The following is a 15,579-nucleotide window of genomic DNA, read 5'->3' on the forward strand; positions in this document are numbered from 1 at the left end:
AAACAAACATAAAAGAAAGTATAAAAGATTTACTTGAACTACTGATGTAAAATTCTACGAGAAATATTTTGACACTTAAAACAATGTTCAAAATTGTTTTACAATTTTTCAAATATTTATTTCAATTTATTAATTTCATCAACTATTAGTTTAATTAGTTTGTATTTTCCATGTTTTTTCTTTACCATGATTAAGCCAACTATACCTGACGCAGGATGGATCTTATCTTGAAAAATTTCCGGTTCTAATTCTAACCTTTTGGTTATCTCATAGATTGTATTAAGATCTATCTTTTTATTAGATAGTTTTCTTATTTTTCTACCTTTTCTTCTGCTTGGAGCTAGAAAATAAGCCAACCATATTGCTACTTTATTACCTTCATAATCTCTTAAACTCATTCTTTGATTAACACCGCATTTATAACTCCGTCTTGTCCAGGTCTAGAAGTCACTTTAGCCTTCCCGAGCTCTGTCTGTATTATGCTACCCTTTACAATTATCCCTCTTCTAGCATACTCTCTATTAGCAGGGGTTTCTATCACGTTTAAGATCTTCGCTTTCTTGACTTTTTTAGTCTGAGGATCAAGTATATTAACATAAGACGCATATGCTAACCTGACTTTAATGTTTCCTCCCATCACCCTTTCTTTTACTCTTACATCCTTATCGCTTAACTTAGTTTCTGTTGGAGGTGAACCTAGTTCAAATTTCCTCTTGTCTCTATGCTTATGCTTTAGTCCGCCAGTTATCTTTCGAAGATCATTGCCTTGGAAATATCCCATGTGGTGATTTATTAAAATATGTCAAATATAAAGTTTAAGCTCCGAAATTCCTCTTCCTTCTTTGATACGATCTAATTGCCCTCCATAGATCAATCTTCCTAAAGTCAGGCCAATAAGCTTCAACGAAAAATAGTTCAGAGTAAGCAATATGCCATAATAAGAAATTACTTATCCTAATCTCACCTGAGGATCGTATAACTAAATCAATATCATCTAACTCACTGTCATATAAATAATTCTTAAAGGTCTCTTCGTTTACATGTTCTGAGTTTATTTTTCCAAGCTTATTGTCTTCTAAGATCTTTTTTACTGCATCTAAGATCTCTTGTCGACCACCATAACATATTGCCAAGGTTAGCTTCCGTTTATTATATGTTTCCGTTCTTTTTCTTAGTTCGTTTATTAAATCTTTAATTTCTTCTGGTGTTTTCTCTAATTTTCCTATAGCTCTTACTTTTACTTCATACTTATATATAATGTCTCCTTCAAGTAATTCTTCTAGGCCAGCTTTTATATATTTAAATATAATAGAAAGTTCAAGATTACTTCGCTTGTCACAGTTTTCTGTTGATAAAGCGAAAACTGTGATATTTTTAACACCCATATCTAATAACCATATAAGTACTTCCCTAAGTTTTTTGTAACCATTTTCATATGCATCATTAATTGAAAGACTGTTTGTTCTCGCCCATCTTCTGTTTCCATCTGGTATTATACCGACGTGGTTTGGAAAGGGGCCGTTTTTTATCTCTTTCCATAGTACATATTCATATATTTTATAAATTGGTAAAAGTAGAAAATTTTTCAATCTTTCTTTGAGCATAATTCTTCTATCGCTGATACATAAGTATTTATTGATATAAATATTTCTTCCAAAGATATACGCTCTTGATCAGTGTGCTCAAGTCTTGAGTCACCCGGACCGTAATCAACAATCTGATTCGAAATTTTATACAAGATGTTCATGTCACTGGTACCGTATTTCCTCACTAATGAAGGCTTAAGCCCTTGTTTTATTAACCCTCTCATAATCACTTTGACTAAATCTGAATTAATATCGACTTTTACAGGGGGAACGTCTTCTACTACTGCGACCTCGCAGTCTTTATATACATCTTTAAGATTAAGTATAATCTCCTGCTTTGAGGATTTTACTGAATACCTAATGTCGAAATGAATCAGCCCACTAGATGGACTTTTATTAATATATTCACCTGCCGTAAATATAGTTGGTATAATAGAAGGAGCTTCGTAAGATTTAGGGAACTTAGTTACTTGTAATAGTCTATTTGCCATGTCTACTATTAGGTTAGAGGTAGCAGAGGAAGAGTGTTCTGATACCCCCTTACACCTTATATCTACATGCAAAACTCCTCTGTATTCCACAACAATTCCAGTAGTGTTAGATGGCTCACCCACTATAATATAATCGTATTTTTTACCACTGTTAACTAGTTCTCTAGCCCCCTTACTTTTATTCTCTTCGTCAGACAATGCGGCGAAGCTTACATTATATCCTTTTTCGTTTAATATATAAGTAGCTAACAACATCGCCACCAAAGGACCCTTATCGTCTATTGCCCCCCTACCGTATATTACTTGATTTTCCTCTTTAGGTTCAATAAAGCCAGGGACTGTATCTATATGAGACACCAATAAAATCTTTGAACTCTCACTACCTAAGTAATAAGATTTAGAAGGAGTAAACTTTAAATTTAAATTTAGCTCTTGTGAAACCTTCTCAAAGAAGGGAAGAGCCTTTTCCTCTTCCCCAGAAGGGGTATATGAACTTAATAATTCAAGGAGATACTCTTTGGCTTTCTGTTTTAAGTAATCCCTGCCTAATTGCATTTGCAGCTTCCTCCATATCCTCTTGAGTAATCACATAAGGTGGTAATAATCTTATTACTGTAGCTCCTGCTTTTAATACTAATACTCCACTCTCTTGTGCTACTTTTAAAGTGATGGATGGTGGAAACCTTGTGTCTATACCGATCATAAGTCCTTTCCCCCTAATCTCTCTAACTGACTTTAAATCCCCCAACTTGTCTCTTAGGATTTTCATAAACAGCTCTCCTTTGTGATATGCCTGTTCATGAACTTTCTCTTCATGTAATACTTTACTTGCAGCAGTTACGGCAGCCATTGCCATAGGATTTCCTCCGTAAGTACTTCCGTGATCACCTTCCTCTAGCTTATTAGCAATCCAATCTGGTAGAAATAACGCGCTAACTGGAAATCCACCACCAATTGCCTTACCTGCTGTAACGAGATCTGGTGTTATGCCGTAATGTTGATAAGCCCATATTTTCCCTGTTCTACCAAAACCAGCTTGTACTTCATCTACAATTAATAAAGCTCCGACTTTTTCAGTGGTTTCTCTTAAGGCTTTCATGAATTCTTCCTTTGCAGGAATAACCCCGCTCTCTCCTTGGACAGGCTCTACTATAACTGCAGCCGTATTGTTATCTATTTTTGACAAGTCGTTAATATCGTTAAAATTTAGAAACTCTACTGGTGAAACTAATGGTTCAAAAGGTTCTCTATACCTCTTGTTCCAAGTAACAGAAAGAGCACCTGATGTCCTTCCGTGAAAGGCGTTCTTAAACGCAACTATCTTTTTCCTTCCAGTTATCTTTCTTGCAGTCTTTAATGCGGTTTCGACAGCTTCTGTACCACTGTTAAGTAGTATAACGTTATCCATAGTACTGGGTTTCACTTTATCTAAAGCATCAAGCATCTCGTCTCTAATTGGTGTTGAAAAAGAATTAGATAAGGTGATTATCTCATTCATTTGCCTATTTAAATAATGAATCACGGTTTTGTTTCTATGTCCGAGAAATGCTACTCCTATTCCAGTATGCATATCTAAATATCTTCTACCATACTCATCCCAAACGTATTGACCTTCTCCTTTAACTATTTTTAATCCTCTATCTCCATATAATTGTATTAATTTCATTTTCTCACCCATTCCGATATTTTCTTAATTAGATATTGTGATACATTGAAGTTATTTACACGAACCGTATTTTTATATTCTGGAACTCCGTTTACCTCGTTGACGATATATCCTCTTTCTTTATCTTCAAAAATATCTATACCGAGGAAAAACCCACCTATCACTTCCTTTACCTTTAGTGCTAAATCTTGTAATTCGTCATCGATTTTTAGAGGTTCAGCTCTTGCTCCCAAGGCTGTGTTTGTCTTCCAATTTTTCTCGTTTATCCTATATATTCCTACGGGAGCTTCATCTCCTATTACGAAGATTCTGATATCCCTATTAGGTTTATTGACAAATTCTTGAACGAAGTATGCGTAACGGTATTGTGAAGTCGTATATTCTTGATATTCTAATAAACTCATAAGAATATCTTTATCATTTGCTTTAGCAATCATTCTACCCCAGCTTCCCTCTATCGGCTTAACTACGACAGGATATCCGAGTTTATCAGCTAGTTCAAGTGTTTTTTCTCTAGAAAAACTTACAAAGGTCCTTGGAACGTTTATACCATGTTTATTTAGCAAGGCTAGTGTGTAGAGCTTGTTCTCGCACCTTATTAATGTAGTTGAATCGTTAACTACTTTGTAATTATATCCCTCAAAGATTAAGGATGTAAGTAGAGCTCTAGAATGACTAGTGTTTCTCTGAATTATGACGTCTGTATCAAGATTTAAACTAGATGAAACACCAAAGAAAGAATAGAAATCCTTAGTAAAAAGAGGGATTATATTATGCCCTATTTTCTTTGCTTCCTCTATTAAGTTTTTCTCTTCCCATCTCAATAGATCATATGATACTCCTAAAATCACTCTCCCCAATCCTCTCCTACTTGCTCAGCTAGTCTTACTGATAGCCTACCGTTATCGTTAAATACCTCTAATTGTGCACCGCACTCATGCTCTATTATTTCTCCAGGCAATGCATCATCTGGTATTTCAACTGGATTACCGCATATGGGACATTTTGCGGTTACCATTTGTGATCAAGCTATTCCATATGAGTTAGAAGTTGATAAGTTTTTATGATAATAACCGGTTTTAAATTAAAACCAAACACGTAATACAATTGTGCTAGTCGTACTTAAAACTCCTTGTAAACTTCTTATCTCATCTATAGTCTTATTTATTGCTGAGATATTGTTTCCTCTTACTAGTGCAAGAATATCATAGTCTCCGGTGGTTTCATAAACGGTTTCTACTCCAGAGATTTTAACGATCTTTTTAGATATTTCTGGGGTTGGAATTTGAGGTGCTGTCTTTACCATAACTATAGCCCTAATCTCGTTCTCTAGCTCATAATCTATCGTAAACCTCTTTATGATTCCAGCCTTAATTAGTCTCTCTATTCTCTTCCTAGCTGCTGCTTCACTTATTTTCAGTTCTCTAGCTATACTTGTATAAGATGTCCTTGAATTTTTCCTCAATATTTCTAGAATTTTTATGTCGTTTTGGTCTATTTCTACCATCACTCGATCACCGTGCCCTTACCGTTGAGTGCATTATTTATTGCATCTTTCACTAATCCATTGGAAATTATAACTTTTTTAACACCTTTTTCTACAGCTTCAGCACTCATTAGAAGTTTTCTATTCATTCCTGGTCCAATCTTTATTGCTAACTCTTTAGCTTCAGTAATTGTTAAATGTGAAATCACGCTATTATTAACTAATACTCCGTCTACATCGGTTAAGATTACTAAGCTGTCAGCTTTTAGAGAGCTAGCTAAACTAAACGCCATTTGATCTCCGTCTACATTTAAAAGAGTGTTTTCTTGAGGGTCATATGTTAACGGAGAGAAAACTATCAAATTAAACGTACTAAATAGGGAATTAATTACTACTGTATTTACTTCTTTGATTTTACCAGTGTACCCACCTTCTATTATCCTTTTTCTACCTCTCTCATCAAGAATTATAATTTTCTTCTTTCTCTCTGCTATTACTGACCTACCGTCTGCGCCAGTAATTCCTATCGAAGGAATATAAGAAGAAACTTTTGAAACTACTTGTCTAGAAATAAGGCTCATTACCATTATAAACACTTCTAATTCCTCTTTAGTAGTATATCTACTTCTTATTCCCTCAGGTGAAGTCACAAATTTAGGTTCTATACCCAACTTCTTAGAAAGCTCAGTAACCTGATCTCCGCCTCCATGAACAAAAATTAACTTTGAGTCCTTTTTAGACGTAACGTAACTTATTATACTTTCTATTAGTCCATCAAAGTTATTTTTAATTACTCTGCCTCCTGCTTTTACCACAATCATTTTACGCAGGCCTCAGAGGAGGCAGTTTAAGTCCCTCTGTTTCATCAAAACCTTGAGATATATTAAAGGATTGGACTGCTTGCCCAGCGGCTCCTTTCATTAAATTATCAATAGCAGAGAACATCGTAATCCTATTAATCCTTTCTTCTATTGCAAAACCTACATCTGCATAATTACTACCAATAACATATTTTGTATCTGGGTAAGGATGTATATTACCTCTAATAATTCTGATAAACTTTCTGTTCTTGTAAAAATCTACCACTTTCTTCCAAAACTCGAGTTCTGGCACTGATGTAGATAACCATCCATGAACAGATGCTAGTGCCCCTCTTACACTACTAACTGCATGAGGAATTAAACTAACTTTAACTTCTCTCTTTGCCAAAATGCTCAACTCTTGCTCGGCTTCAGCTGCATGTCTATGTCCATCGGCATCATACGGTCTTATTGCATTTTGCCTTTCAGGATGATGACTTCCTTCTGTAGGTTTTGCCCCTCCTTCACTACTAGATACCTTTACGTCACTAACTAACTTGTATATATCTAATAACCCAGAAGATACTAAAGGCGCTGCGGCCAAGATAGTTGCAGTTGCATTACAACCCGGAGAAGCGATTAGCTTTGCACCTCTCAATTCCTCGTAATGAAGTTCTGGAATTCCGTAAACTGATTTCTTAAGGAGATCTGGATAAGGGTGTTCATATCCATACCATAGTTTGTATTTTTCTGGATCTTTTAATCTAAAATCTGCACTTAAATCCACTACTTGCAGGCCCATCTCTAGTAGTTTAGGAACATATTCCAAGGATACCTTATGAGGGAGAGCAAGAAAAACTGTGTCAGCCTTATCACTTATCCTATCCCAAGAAAAGTGTGAAAAGTTCATAGAATAAAATCCTCTCAGATTAGGATGAACCAGTGATATGGGCTTTCCTGCATATTCCCTAGACGTTACATATGTTACTTCTACTTTAGAATGAACTGCGAGAAGTCTTAATAATTCCCCACCTGTATATCCAGACCCTCCAATAACTGCTACTCTTCTCATCTACTACTGAAAGAGTAGGATGAATTATAAATATTTCGATTACCAAAAAGAAATCGTGAGTACTAACACTGACGAGCTTAAGAAATTTCTTGAGGCTAAAATCGCTGAATTAAAAAAGGAATTAGAATATTATGAGTATCTATATAGTATTTTGGAAGCTGAAGGGTATAAGAGTATAATAAAGGGAAACAAAGGGACGGCTGACGTTATAAAAAACAGTAGGGGAGAAATAATAGCAGAAATATATTATACCCCACCATTAATGAGGATTCTCTTTAGAGGAAAGATAATAATGAAGAAAACGTATTCTAACGTAATAAATAGAATGTTAGAAATTGAAAAAAATAGAAGTAAAATTGAATACGAAGTATCCTTAGATAAGGACGAATTAAGGGAAATCATTATTAATAATGTTAAGGATGAACTAACGTATAACAAGATAAAGGCTGGATTACAATCAATACTAGAGAGGATAAGTCTCTAAATAAGTAAAGTCAGCTAGCGAAAGTATCAAGCTTTACTACTAACGGTCTCGGATCTCCTATAAATCTTATTACACCCTCTCCTCTTCCTAAGAAGCTTAACTCTCTGTAAATCTCTTCCTCACTAAGATTAGCGAATCTCTTCACTTCAGACCAAAATTTCTTATCTCCGTTATTCATAAAGAGTAATAATCCACTGTTTTCTAAAAAAATATCTGATAATTCACCTAAGTCGTAAAGATTTTGTGTAGCCATCATTAGGATTATACCATAACCTCTACCCCTCTTTATAATATCAGCGACCAGTGAATAGTCCTCACTCTCAGACCTTAATATCGTCCATGCTTCATCTATTACTAGTGAGATTTTCAATTTATCATCAGCTATATTATACTTGTTAATAATCTTAACTAGTATAGAATATATTACGAATCTTTTTAGTTCTTCAGACTTTATTAGTGACAAATCAATAACGTAAACACCCTCTTCAATCTTGTCCACTAAAGACTCATCTGAACTTTCGATGTCTACTGACTTTATTTTATTCACGATCTTTGATAGGTAAATCTTGACTTCCTCTGTCACGTCTAGTTGATTTATCAGCTCGATGATGCTATTCCATGTTGGTTCTTGAAATCTAATGAAAGCTTCCGTAATCACCTTATATAGTATTGATGAGGAATACTTGTCCATTCTAAATGAATTACTAATTATATTTTCTAACTGAGAGACGTATATTCCTTGATTAATATTTTCATAAATCTTCAGGAGATTTATACTGTAAATTAATGGATTTAATACAACTGGTTTTATTCCTTTCCTTCTTAGCCTCAGCCTTATATCATTTTTTACATCAAAGAAAACCACTGGAATATGATACCATGTATTGATTTTAACACCAGTTGAGATTAAGAATTCAGTCTTACCGGCACCACTGGGCCCTATAACTAACACGTGAGGATTCATAGTTTTTTCCAAGTTCCAGAATACCGATCTAGCAGTTCCTATCTCTTTCCCCAAATAAACACCATCTGAGATTATCTGATAAGTCGGAGATTTCGGTATGGAGAAGACTGTGAAGTAGGGAATTTGAGTAGGAAATCCTACCTTTTCCTTCCTTCTAATGTAACCACTGGCAATAAAGTCCTCAACCTCGGAAGTCATAGCCAGCCTTGCTTTTATACCTATACTTTCTAATCCCTTTCTGAGAAGAGTTGCTGATGCTAATGCTTGTTCCCTAGATGGAGAAGTTACCACAAAATATATAATATACTGAAAAGGTGGTTCTCCTTCACTTATCTTCTTTATCATTTCTTGAACCATAAGTAACTCGTTTTTTGCCTTTTCATTAGAAGGATCTGCTTCTGTTATTACTCGTAAATTTTGTGCTCGCCTAAATAAAGATTCTAAAAATTTATTCTTATTTATGCTTTTTTTCCTAAAAATTATGTCTACGTTATCTACTACGTCCAGAACTTTATGAAAAGATACTACTTTAGCTCTAAGTCCCTCATTTGATAGATCCCTATAGTCAAACGGTATATCGTCAACAATCACAAACGCTTTATATTCACCTTTACCTTCTAATATTCCGTCAATCATTCTATATTCATTTTCTACAATTTTTCTATTAAATAATATAAAACCTTTAACTTTACGAGCTAATATATCAATCTTTAGGAAATTAGGTCTTACTAGAATTACAGAAACTGCTGCTAAAATTAAAAATACAAAATTCCTAGAGATTATACCTAGTAATACTAGAAGAATTGATATTACTAAAAACTGCTTACTTTCCATGAATATAATAATAATAAAAGGGTGGCGAGACTAAAACGAAAGTATATATTATAATTATAGTTCGATATTTGCGTGAATCTGCCTTAGGTCTTCCTCTTTTTTACCTAACCTTACCATTAATTCTGCAACTATCCCATCTAAGAATACTTGAGTAGTATCTTCGAAAAGTGTTCCTAATGGTGCTAAAGGCTCCGTAATTCCAAGAATTTGCCTCGCAAAATAATCCTCATTAACAGAGTATTTAGTCCTCCCTGGAACCTCTACTACAATATCTGAAATTTTAGCTATGGGACTGTCAGCGTAGCTTGTAATAGTGATCAGAATTGCCTTAGCTTCTTTTGCTGCCTCTGCAGCGGTCAGAATAAGTTTAGTTCTACCCGAACCAGAAATTGCTATAGCTATATCCTTTTCCCCGATAGCAGGGACTATCGTATCGCCCAAAACATACGCGTTATAACCGAGATGAAGAAGCCTCATAGCAAAAGCCCTGCCTACTAGACCACTTCTACCAGCTCCCATAACCAAAATTTTTCCATTCTTCTTATTATGATACATATCAACTAACACATCAACCATTTTTTCTACTTGTTCATGTTTTATCATTTGAGCGGAGCGGATTATAAACTCAGCTATATCAAACATTGTTTTTATACTCATGGGGGCTTGAAGAAGAGATGAGGATGAGGACAAATTATTTCTCCAAGTAGATTATATGCACAATCACTTTAAAACATTACTTCCGTCAAATGACAGATATTATTTATTTGTAAATGTTAAAACTAATTATACATGTCATCTACAACCAGATGGATTCCTAAATGGAAAATAATCCAGCTTTTGACAGAAAATAAAACTATTGATGTATGCTTCGACGAAATAAGTCAACTGTATGCTTGTCCTATATGCACACCGATATGTAAAAAAGGGGGAATACCAGATTATGGTGCATACTTCTTTACAGTAGATGACTTAAAGAATCATTTAGAAGCTCATAAAGAATCGTTATGGAGTAAGAAGACAAGAAGAGTAGAAGAGGAAGAGGAAGAAGAAAAAGTAAGAGTAGAAGAGGAAGAGGAAGAAGATGAAAATCAAGACTAAAATAGCGATTGTAGGGAGCTTTACAATAGATCTTCTAACAAATAAAGGAGAGCAGTTAGGAGGACCTCCTCTCTATTCAGGATTCGCTATATACATGTTAGGAGGACAACCTATAATACACTCCATGATAGAAAAAAGGTATAAGCAAACTTTACCCTCCTTCCTATCAAAATATAGATTAGAATATGTGAATTCAATTCCAGCATTTGAACTCATATATGACCAAGATGGAACTAGAAAATTAATTCTAAGAAAGAAAAATGAGAAAAATTTAGATATTAGTCTAATAAATTGTGGAGATATAGATGGAATTATTATAAATCCAGTATGTAAAGAACTCAATACCTTACCTAAAATCACTAAGCCAGTAGCAATAGATATTCAAGGATTTGTGAGACTATGCGAACCTAATAAAGAAGTTAAAATAATCCAGCACGACATATCGTCAATATTTACAAAATCTAAAAACTTAGCAATATTCCACGCTAATTATCAGGAAATAGGTGGTTCGAAAATGGATTTGCATAAATTATACGATATGGGATTTAACGAGATATTAATATCTTATGACGAAGATGGATTTATTCTACATTCTAAAGGCTTAACGGTAAATTATAGGCCATCGAGAATTGGAGAGTATAAAGTGGGGACAGGAGACATACTATTAGCAAGTTACTTCATACTAAGACTAAACGGAACCCCAGTATCCAAGGCAGTCGAAGTTTCTGGAAAATTTGTAGAATGGTTTAGCAGTGAAGGATATCGTTTATTGTTTCACAGATAGTGAAATTACGCCATTTACCTAATCTTCCACAGAAATGTATTCCTTCTTCAGTTTCTTCCTTCAATTTGTTATCATGATCATGCTCAAGTATTGCATCCTTTATAACTCTGTACCTAAAACTGATGATATCCTCTTTTTTAAGTATGTTCTTTCTCTTCAAATCTCCATAAACTCTATCCCATGAAGGAATCTTCATAGAAAACGGAACTAGAACATAAACTATATCATAAGAGTTATTTACCCAACTAGCTAAAACCACATGAGAAAACGCCACACCTTTATCTCCATCAACTATTACGGTGTTTTCTGTTTTATCACTTTTGTTAACTAAGAATACTGCCTCTAAGAATCCTACACTCCTACCCTTTTTAATGTTAAGTAAGTAAGAAGGCACTGTAACATATATTTCATCTGCTTTTATCACTATACCGTTACTTAAAATTATCCTCTTATCTCCCTTATACGTGAATGTTGTTGAAAGCCTGACCCTAGTCGTTTTAGATAAACTATCCAAAATTAACCTTAAATTATCTATGTAATACATTTTTTCATTAAATACTAACCATTCGGGGAGGTTAGAAACACCTAATTTTTCTAATAAGTAATTCTCTTTCCTTGAAATAACGTTTAACTCAACCTCCTTATAGTTAAATTGGTTAAATAGATCACACTTACGAGCAGTTAATGGTGGATAAAGAGGAATAGAGAATTCCCCTATATCCTCGTAAGAGAAAATTCCTCCAACCTTATTTTGAGACTCTATAACCATACTGTCTTTTTTACTTGAAGCTAAAAGTAGACCCGCTATTCCTCCTCCTAAGATTAAATTCACACGCTATACTAAGGCTCCAGATGATAAAATTCTATCCCATCTAACCTTGAAAATTTCACTATTACGATCATTTCTGTTATCCTCGCCATCCACTACTTTTCTTATCAGATCATTAATATCGTCACCAGGTAGTACCTTGATTTTTCTTCCGTTATATTCTAGTTCAGTATAGTCACTTAGTAAGTCATACTCGAATGTGAAAAAGATATTATGAGATTTCAAATACTCTATTATTTCCTTGCTTATCGTTATTTCGTCATTATTATTTACTACAATCTTAAGCATGTCACTTTTATCATTATAACTGATTATACTTATAAGGATTGTAAAGGGGTAATATCAAGTGAAATCATTTTTAGGTTCAACAATACTCCAAGGCGGAGGAATAGTAGCATATACTACATCATCCCAAGAAGCTCAGAAGTTAAAGGAAGAATTTAAAACTATTTTCAAAGAGTTTTCGATAAGAATACTGGATTTAAGCAAAACTGAAGAAAGACTTATAGCCATAAATCTTGACCCAGACATAGCAGATTTTAAGGAAGGGTTTGTAGTCGCGATAGGTATATAAAGCAAAACGCATAATTTTTAGTGGGCCCGTAGTCTAGCCTGGTTAGGACGCCGCCCTCACAAGTATATTCTGAGAACGGCGGAGGTCCCGAGTTCAAATCTCGGCGGGCCCATTTCATAGTATAACCTTCCAACTATAACCGCTGTTTTATATTACTAGCCGAGATGAGATTTGACACACGATCGTTAACTTCCATACTTAAGTGTAATAGTATCACTCAATAAATACGACCAAGAAAGTTTTGACTTTTACGAAGTAAGTAATTATTTACCATCGCATGAATAAACAGGTTTCTACTGCATAGATTAATGAGACACTATTATCTATAAACATGTCAAAAACCGTAGGTTTCCTATAAGTATCGAAAGAGAAATTGCCTAAAATTATAATTAAATCCTTAAGAATGAACGCCGGGGGCGGGATTTGAACCCGCGCGTGGTTGCCCACACTGGCTCTCCAGGCCAGCCCCTTAGTCCGCTCGGGCACCCCGGCACGCTATAATTATGATATGAAGAAGCCGTATATAAAATAAATTGTTAATAAGAAATCTTCTCCCCTTTTATATAAGTTGAATCTCAATATATACGTCATCAGGAACTCTTACTCTCATTAACTGTCTCATTACTCTTTCATCTGCTGTTATATCAATGATCCTTTTATGTATTTTCATTTCCCAATGTTCCCATTTTTTCTTTCCTTCCCCGTGAGGCAATCTCATAATGGGAACTTCCATTCTAGTAGTAGGTAAAGGTACCGGACCTCTAATCTGTATTCCAGTCTTTTGTGCCATCGTTTTTATTTGGTTCACTACGAAATTCAAGTTATCAATATTTGTACTCCATAATCTTATCCGCGCTTTTGAGGGCATGAAAATTCACCAAATATAAAAAACCTTATTTAATCTCTATCTTCTTAGGTTTAACGTCAGTTATTACTCCTACTCCTACTGTCTTACCCATATCTCTCATTGCAAATCTTCCTAGTGCTGGGAACTCTCTGAACTTTTCTACACATAGATCCTTGATCGGGGTAAATTTAACTATTGCAGCATCTCCTGCCTTTATGAACTGCGGATTCTTCTCTGCTTCTTTACCTGTCTTCGGGTCTATCCTAGACATAATCTCACTTACCCTACATGCCACACTGGCGGTGTGAACATGTACTACAGGTGTATAACCGACACTAACCGCAGTAGGATGCCATATTACGATTATCTGTGCAGTGAACTCTTCCGCGACGGTGGGCGGATTCTGTACACTACCTACCACATCTCCTCTCTTAATGTCTTTCTTCTCTACACCTCTCACGTTAAACCCTATGTTATCACCAGGCTCAGCTTTTTCAATTTTCGTATGATGTGTTTCGATAGATCTTACTTCACCTACCTTACCAGCAGGCATGAATACGACTTTGTCACCGACTTTTAGTACACCACTTTCTACTCTACCTACCGGCACTACACCTACACCAGAAATTGAATATACCTCTTGAATCGGTATCCTGAGAGGTTTGTCAACGGGTTTAGGAGGTACTTCTAACTGATCTAATAGTTCCTCTAGAGTAGGACCATTATACCAAGGCATATGAGATGATTTCTGAGTTACGTTCTCACCTGCTGGAGCTACCACTGGAACGAATTTTACCTTAGACATATCAAATCCAAAGCTCTTCATGAACTTAGTTACAGTGTCTACGACCTCTTTGTATCTCTTTTCGTCATACGGGGGATCAGTCAAGTCCATCTTGTTTACTGCTACAATCATCTGGTTAATTCCCATTGTTTTCGCTAGAATTATATGTTCTCTAGTCTGACCTTCAGCGCTCATTCCAGCTTCAAATTCACCTTTCTTAGCTGAAATCACAATTATAGCTGCGTCAGCTTGGCTAGCACCAGTGATCATGTTCTTTACGAAGTCTCTATGACCTGGAGCATCAATTACTGTGAAGAAATACTTTCTGGTCTCGAACTTCATAAAAGTTAAATTAATTGTTACACCTCTTTCTCTCTCTTCCTTTAGTCTATCTAGTAGGAATGCATACTTTTCTGATTCTTTTCCTAATTTCTTAGCTGCTTCTTCAGCCTCTTTTACAGTTTTCTCATCTATGAAACCTCTGTCCATTAAAAGCCTGCCTATTAGTGTGCTTTTACCGTGGTCTACGTGTCCTATAACGATTAAGTTAAGGTGGGGCTTTTGTGACATGTCCTTTACCTCTTACACATTAATACCAGGGTGAACATTAAAAATTTAGCTATACTATTACCTTGAGCTTAACGCGATTCTCTCTATTTCTTCTTTTTTCCTAATTGCAAAGCTCTTGGGGTCATTATTGGCTGCAGCAATAATTTCCTCCGCGAGTGCCTCCTCTATAGGCTTAGGATTGTTAAATGAAGCATCTTTAGCTCCAGTTACTATATGTCTCAAAGCAAGGTCAATTCTTCTTTGTGGGGAAACGTCTACAGCTACATAGTAAACTATACCACCGTACATTATACGCGTTACTTCTTCTCTCGGTGCTGCGTTCTCTATCGCTCTTACAAGGACTTGTAGGGGATTTTGCCCTGTCTTTACTGCAATTATATCTAAAGTCGTATTCACTATATTATAAGCGAGCATCTTTTTACCTTTATTTCTACCCGGCCTCATGAGGTTATTTATCAACCTTTCTACTATCGGTAACTTTGCCTTACCGAACCTTCTATGTTCATGTCTTCCTCCAGTGTGCGGTAAATAAACTGGCATTAAGTTAATGTACTTCTTTAGACTCGGGTCTCTAACTTCTACTTTAGTATCCCATTTACCAAAGACCTTTATATCTAAATTTGAAACTTCATACGCCATAGTGGTCTCCTTCAAATTATTTCTTATTTCCTTAAATCTATTTATGAAGGGTTTAATAGAGTTTGTGTATC

Annotated in this window: 21 protein-coding genes and 2 tRNA genes; 5 read left to right on the forward strand and 18 right to left on the reverse strand. The window is 35.2% G+C overall.

From position 1 onward, the window contains the following. Window positions 1–116: 116 nt before the first annotated feature. From WIW72_RS11830 to argC, 10 genes are all read right to left on the reverse strand, one after another. Window positions 117–398 (reverse strand): signal recognition particle subunit SRP19/SEC65 family protein, encoded by a 282-nt coding sequence (locus tag WIW72_RS11830; RefSeq protein ID WP_337699604.1) that lies wholly within the window; start codon window positions 396–398, stop codon window positions 117–119. Beyond that, complete coding sequence (locus tag WIW72_RS11835; protein ID WP_337699602.1) at window positions 395–781, reverse strand: 30S ribosomal protein S8e; 387 nt, start codon at window positions 779–781, stop codon at window positions 395–397. Before WIW72_RS11835 ends, WIW72_RS11830 begins: the two co-directional genes overlap by 4 nt. A gap of 34 nt (window positions 782–815) precedes the next feature. Then, on the reverse strand, window positions 816–1,604 hold the full coding sequence (uppS, locus tag WIW72_RS11840; RefSeq protein ID WP_337699600.1) for a polyprenyl diphosphate synthase: 789 nt from the start codon (window positions 1,602–1,604) through the stop codon (window positions 816–818). Beyond that, window positions 1,586–2,632, reverse strand: a complete 1,047-nt coding sequence (locus WIW72_RS11845) for an N-acetyl-lysine deacetylase (RefSeq protein WP_337721478.1) — start codon at window positions 2,630–2,632, stop codon at window positions 1,586–1,588. The genes uppS and WIW72_RS11845 overlap by 19 nt, the downstream gene beginning before the upstream one ends. Continuing rightward, window positions 2,580–3,743 (reverse strand): [LysW]-aminoadipate semialdehyde/glutamate semialdehyde transaminase, encoded by a 1,164-nt coding sequence (gene lysJ / locus WIW72_RS11850; protein ID WP_337699595.1) that lies wholly within the window; start codon window positions 3,741–3,743, stop codon window positions 2,580–2,582. The genes WIW72_RS11845 and lysJ overlap by 53 nt, the downstream gene beginning before the upstream one ends. Further along, window positions 3,740–4,594: a lysine biosynthesis protein LysX gene (gene lysX, locus WIW72_RS11855; protein ID WP_337699593.1), complete on the reverse strand. Its 855-nt coding sequence runs from the start codon at window positions 4,592–4,594 to the stop codon at window positions 3,740–3,742. Before lysX ends, lysJ begins: the two co-directional genes overlap by 4 nt. Beyond that, complete coding sequence (lysW/argW, locus tag WIW72_RS11860) at window positions 4,591–4,761, reverse strand: alpha-aminoadipate/glutamate carrier protein LysW (RefSeq protein WP_156005030.1); 171 nt, start codon at window positions 4,759–4,761, stop codon at window positions 4,591–4,593. The genes lysX and lysW/argW overlap by 4 nt, the downstream gene beginning before the upstream one ends. Before the next feature lie 66 nt (window positions 4,762–4,827). Continuing rightward, on the reverse strand, window positions 4,828–5,250 hold the full coding sequence (gene lysM / locus WIW72_RS11865; protein ID WP_337699591.1) for an HTH-type transcriptional regulator LysM: 423 nt from the start codon (window positions 5,248–5,250) through the stop codon (window positions 4,828–4,830). Continuing rightward, window positions 5,250–6,050, reverse strand: coding sequence for a [LysW]-aminoadipate/[LysW]-glutamate kinase (locus WIW72_RS11870; protein ID WP_337699589.1), 801 nt, complete (start codon window positions 6,048–6,050; stop codon window positions 5,250–5,252). The genes lysM and WIW72_RS11870 overlap by 1 nt, the downstream gene beginning before the upstream one ends. A 1-nt stretch (window position 6,051) precedes the next feature. Continuing rightward, window positions 6,052–7,101 (reverse strand): N-acetyl-gamma-glutamyl-phosphate reductase, encoded by a 1,050-nt coding sequence (argC, locus tag WIW72_RS11875; RefSeq protein WP_337699587.1) that lies wholly within the window; start codon window positions 7,099–7,101, stop codon window positions 6,052–6,054. Window positions 7,102–7,156: 55 nt separating this feature from the next. Here argC and WIW72_RS11880 point away from each other — a divergent pair, with 55 nt between their 5' ends. Beyond that, window positions 7,157–7,585, forward strand: a complete 429-nt coding sequence (locus WIW72_RS11880; RefSeq protein WP_337699585.1) for a hypothetical protein — start codon at window positions 7,157–7,159, stop codon at window positions 7,583–7,585. Between the two features lie 10 nt (window positions 7,586–7,595). Here the strand turns inward: WIW72_RS11880 and cedB are convergent, their stop codons facing one another. Both cedB and hxlB read right to left on the reverse strand, forming a co-directional pair. Further along, window positions 7,596–9,383: a DNA import protein CedB gene (gene cedB, locus WIW72_RS11885; protein WP_337699583.1), complete on the reverse strand. Its 1,788-nt coding sequence runs from the start codon at window positions 9,381–9,383 to the stop codon at window positions 7,596–7,598. A gap of 54 nt (window positions 9,384–9,437) precedes the next feature. Then, window positions 9,438–10,040, reverse strand: a complete 603-nt coding sequence (gene hxlB, locus WIW72_RS11890) for a 6-phospho-3-hexuloisomerase (protein WP_337699581.1) — start codon at window positions 10,038–10,040, stop codon at window positions 9,438–9,440. Window positions 10,041–10,172: 132 nt separating this feature from the next. Here hxlB and WIW72_RS11895 point away from each other — a divergent pair, with 132 nt between their 5' ends. Then, window positions 10,173–10,481, forward strand: coding sequence for a hypothetical protein (locus WIW72_RS11895; protein WP_337699578.1), 309 nt, complete (start codon window positions 10,173–10,175; stop codon window positions 10,479–10,481). Next, window positions 10,465–11,265 (forward strand): hypothetical protein, encoded by an 801-nt coding sequence (locus WIW72_RS11900; protein WP_337699576.1) that lies wholly within the window; start codon window positions 10,465–10,467, stop codon window positions 11,263–11,265. Before WIW72_RS11895 ends, WIW72_RS11900 begins: the two co-directional genes overlap by 17 nt. On the opposite strand, the gene WIW72_RS11905 is transcribed toward WIW72_RS11900, so the two are convergent. After that, window positions 11,228–12,097 carry an NAD(P)/FAD-dependent oxidoreductase gene (locus WIW72_RS11905; RefSeq protein ID WP_337699574.1) on the reverse strand — a complete coding sequence of 290 codons (870 nt, stop codon included), beginning with the start codon at window positions 12,095–12,097 and terminating at the stop codon, window positions 11,228–11,230. The two genes, WIW72_RS11900 and WIW72_RS11905, sit on opposite strands and share 38 nt — an antisense overlap. A gap of 3 nt (window positions 12,098–12,100) precedes the next feature. After that, window positions 12,101–12,382, reverse strand: coding sequence for a hypothetical protein (locus WIW72_RS11910; RefSeq protein ID WP_337699572.1), 282 nt, complete (start codon window positions 12,380–12,382; stop codon window positions 12,101–12,103). Between the two features lie 58 nt (window positions 12,383–12,440). Between WIW72_RS11910 and WIW72_RS11915 the strand changes: the two genes are divergently transcribed. Both WIW72_RS11915 and WIW72_RS11920 read left to right on the forward strand, forming a co-directional pair. Continuing rightward, the gene (locus WIW72_RS11915) at window positions 12,441–12,668 is read left to right on the forward strand and encodes a hypothetical protein (RefSeq protein WP_337699571.1); all 228 of its coding nucleotides are present in this window, start codon (window positions 12,441–12,443) and stop codon (window positions 12,666–12,668) included. A gap of 22 nt (window positions 12,669–12,690) precedes the next feature. Next, window positions 12,691–12,780 (forward strand) — tRNA-Val (locus tag WIW72_RS11920). A 296-nt stretch (window positions 12,781–13,076) separates the two neighbouring features. Here WIW72_RS11920 and WIW72_RS11925 read toward each other — a convergent pair. The 4 genes from WIW72_RS11925 to WIW72_RS11940 all read right to left on the reverse strand — a co-directional run bounded on the left by WIW72_RS11925 (window position 13,077) and on the right by WIW72_RS11940 (window position 15,508). After that, window positions 13,077–13,160, reverse strand: a tRNA-Ser gene (locus tag WIW72_RS11925). 67 nt (window positions 13,161–13,227) lie between these two features. Next, window positions 13,228–13,536 (reverse strand): 30S ribosomal protein S10, encoded by a 309-nt coding sequence (gene rpsJ / locus WIW72_RS11930; protein WP_337699569.1) that lies wholly within the window; start codon window positions 13,534–13,536, stop codon window positions 13,228–13,230. Window positions 13,537–13,561: 25 nt separating this feature from the next. Then, window positions 13,562–14,869, reverse strand: a complete 1,308-nt coding sequence (gene tuf, locus WIW72_RS11935) for a translation elongation factor EF-1 subunit alpha (RefSeq protein WP_337699567.1) — start codon at window positions 14,867–14,869, stop codon at window positions 13,562–13,564. 57 nt (window positions 14,870–14,926) lie between these two features. Then, on the reverse strand, window positions 14,927–15,508 hold the full coding sequence (locus WIW72_RS11940) for a 30S ribosomal protein S7 (RefSeq protein WP_337699565.1): 582 nt from the start codon (window positions 15,506–15,508) through the stop codon (window positions 14,927–14,929). Window positions 15,509–15,579 lie beyond the last annotated feature (71 nt).

Source organism: Stygiolobus sp. CP859M, assembly GCF_037389975.1.
Classification (GTDB): domain Archaea; phylum Thermoproteota; class Thermoprotei_A; order Sulfolobales; family Sulfolobaceae; genus Stygiolobus.

Coding starts and splice junctions, on each gene's coding strand:
- WIW72_RS11830 (WP_337699604.1), bottom strand. CDS start 398: ATGAGTTTAAGAGATTATGAAGGTAATAAAGTAGCAATATGGTTGGCT.
- WIW72_RS11835 (WP_337699602.1), bottom strand. CDS start 781: ATGGGATATTTCCAAGGCAATGATCTTCGAAAGATAACTGGCGGACTA.
- uppS (WP_337699600.1), bottom strand. CDS start 1,604: ATGCTCAAAGAAAGATTGAAAAATTTTCTACTTTTACCAATTTATAAA.
- WIW72_RS11845 (WP_337721478.1), bottom strand. CDS start 2,632: ATGCAATTAGGCAGGGATTACTTAAAACAGAAAGCCAAAGAGTATCTC.
- lysJ (WP_337699595.1), bottom strand. CDS start 3,743: ATGAAATTAATACAATTATATGGAGATAGAGGATTAAAAATAGTTAAA.
- lysW/argW (WP_156005030.1), bottom strand. CDS start 4,761: ATGGTAACCGCAAAATGTCCCATATGCGGTAATCCAGTTGAAATACCA.
- lysM (WP_337699591.1), bottom strand. CDS start 5,250: ATGGTAGAAATAGACCAAAACGACATAAAAATTCTAGAAATATTGAGG.
- WIW72_RS11870 (WP_337699589.1), bottom strand. CDS start 6,050: ATGATTGTGGTAAAAGCAGGAGGCAGAGTAATTAAAAATAACTTTGAT.
- argC (WP_337699587.1), bottom strand. CDS start 7,101: ATGAGAAGAGTAGCAGTTATTGGAGGGTCTGGATATACAGGTGGGGAA.
- cedB (WP_337699583.1), bottom strand. CDS start 9,383: ATGGAAAGTAAGCAGTTTTTAGTAATATCAATTCTTCTAGTATTACTA.
- hxlB (WP_337699581.1), bottom strand. CDS start 10,040: ATGAGTATAAAAACAATGTTTGATATAGCTGAGTTTATAATCCGCTCC.
- WIW72_RS11895 (WP_337699578.1), top strand. CDS start 10,173: ATGTCATCTACAACCAGATGGATTCCTAAATGGAAAATAATCCAGCTT.
- WIW72_RS11900 (WP_337699576.1), top strand. CDS start 10,465: ATGAAAATCAAGACTAAAATAGCGATTGTAGGGAGCTTTACAATAGAT.
- WIW72_RS11910 (WP_337699572.1), bottom strand. CDS start 12,382: ATGCTTAAGATTGTAGTAAATAATAATGACGAAATAACGATAAGCAAG.
- rpsJ (WP_337699569.1), bottom strand. CDS start 13,536: ATGCCCTCAAAAGCGCGGATAAGATTATGGAGTACAAATATTGATAAC.
- tuf (WP_337699567.1), bottom strand. CDS start 14,869: ATGTCACAAAAGCCCCACCTTAACTTAATCGTTATAGGACACGTAGAC.
- WIW72_RS11940 (WP_337699565.1), bottom strand. CDS start 15,508: ATGGCGTATGAAGTTTCAAATTTAGATATAAAGGTCTTTGGTAAATGG.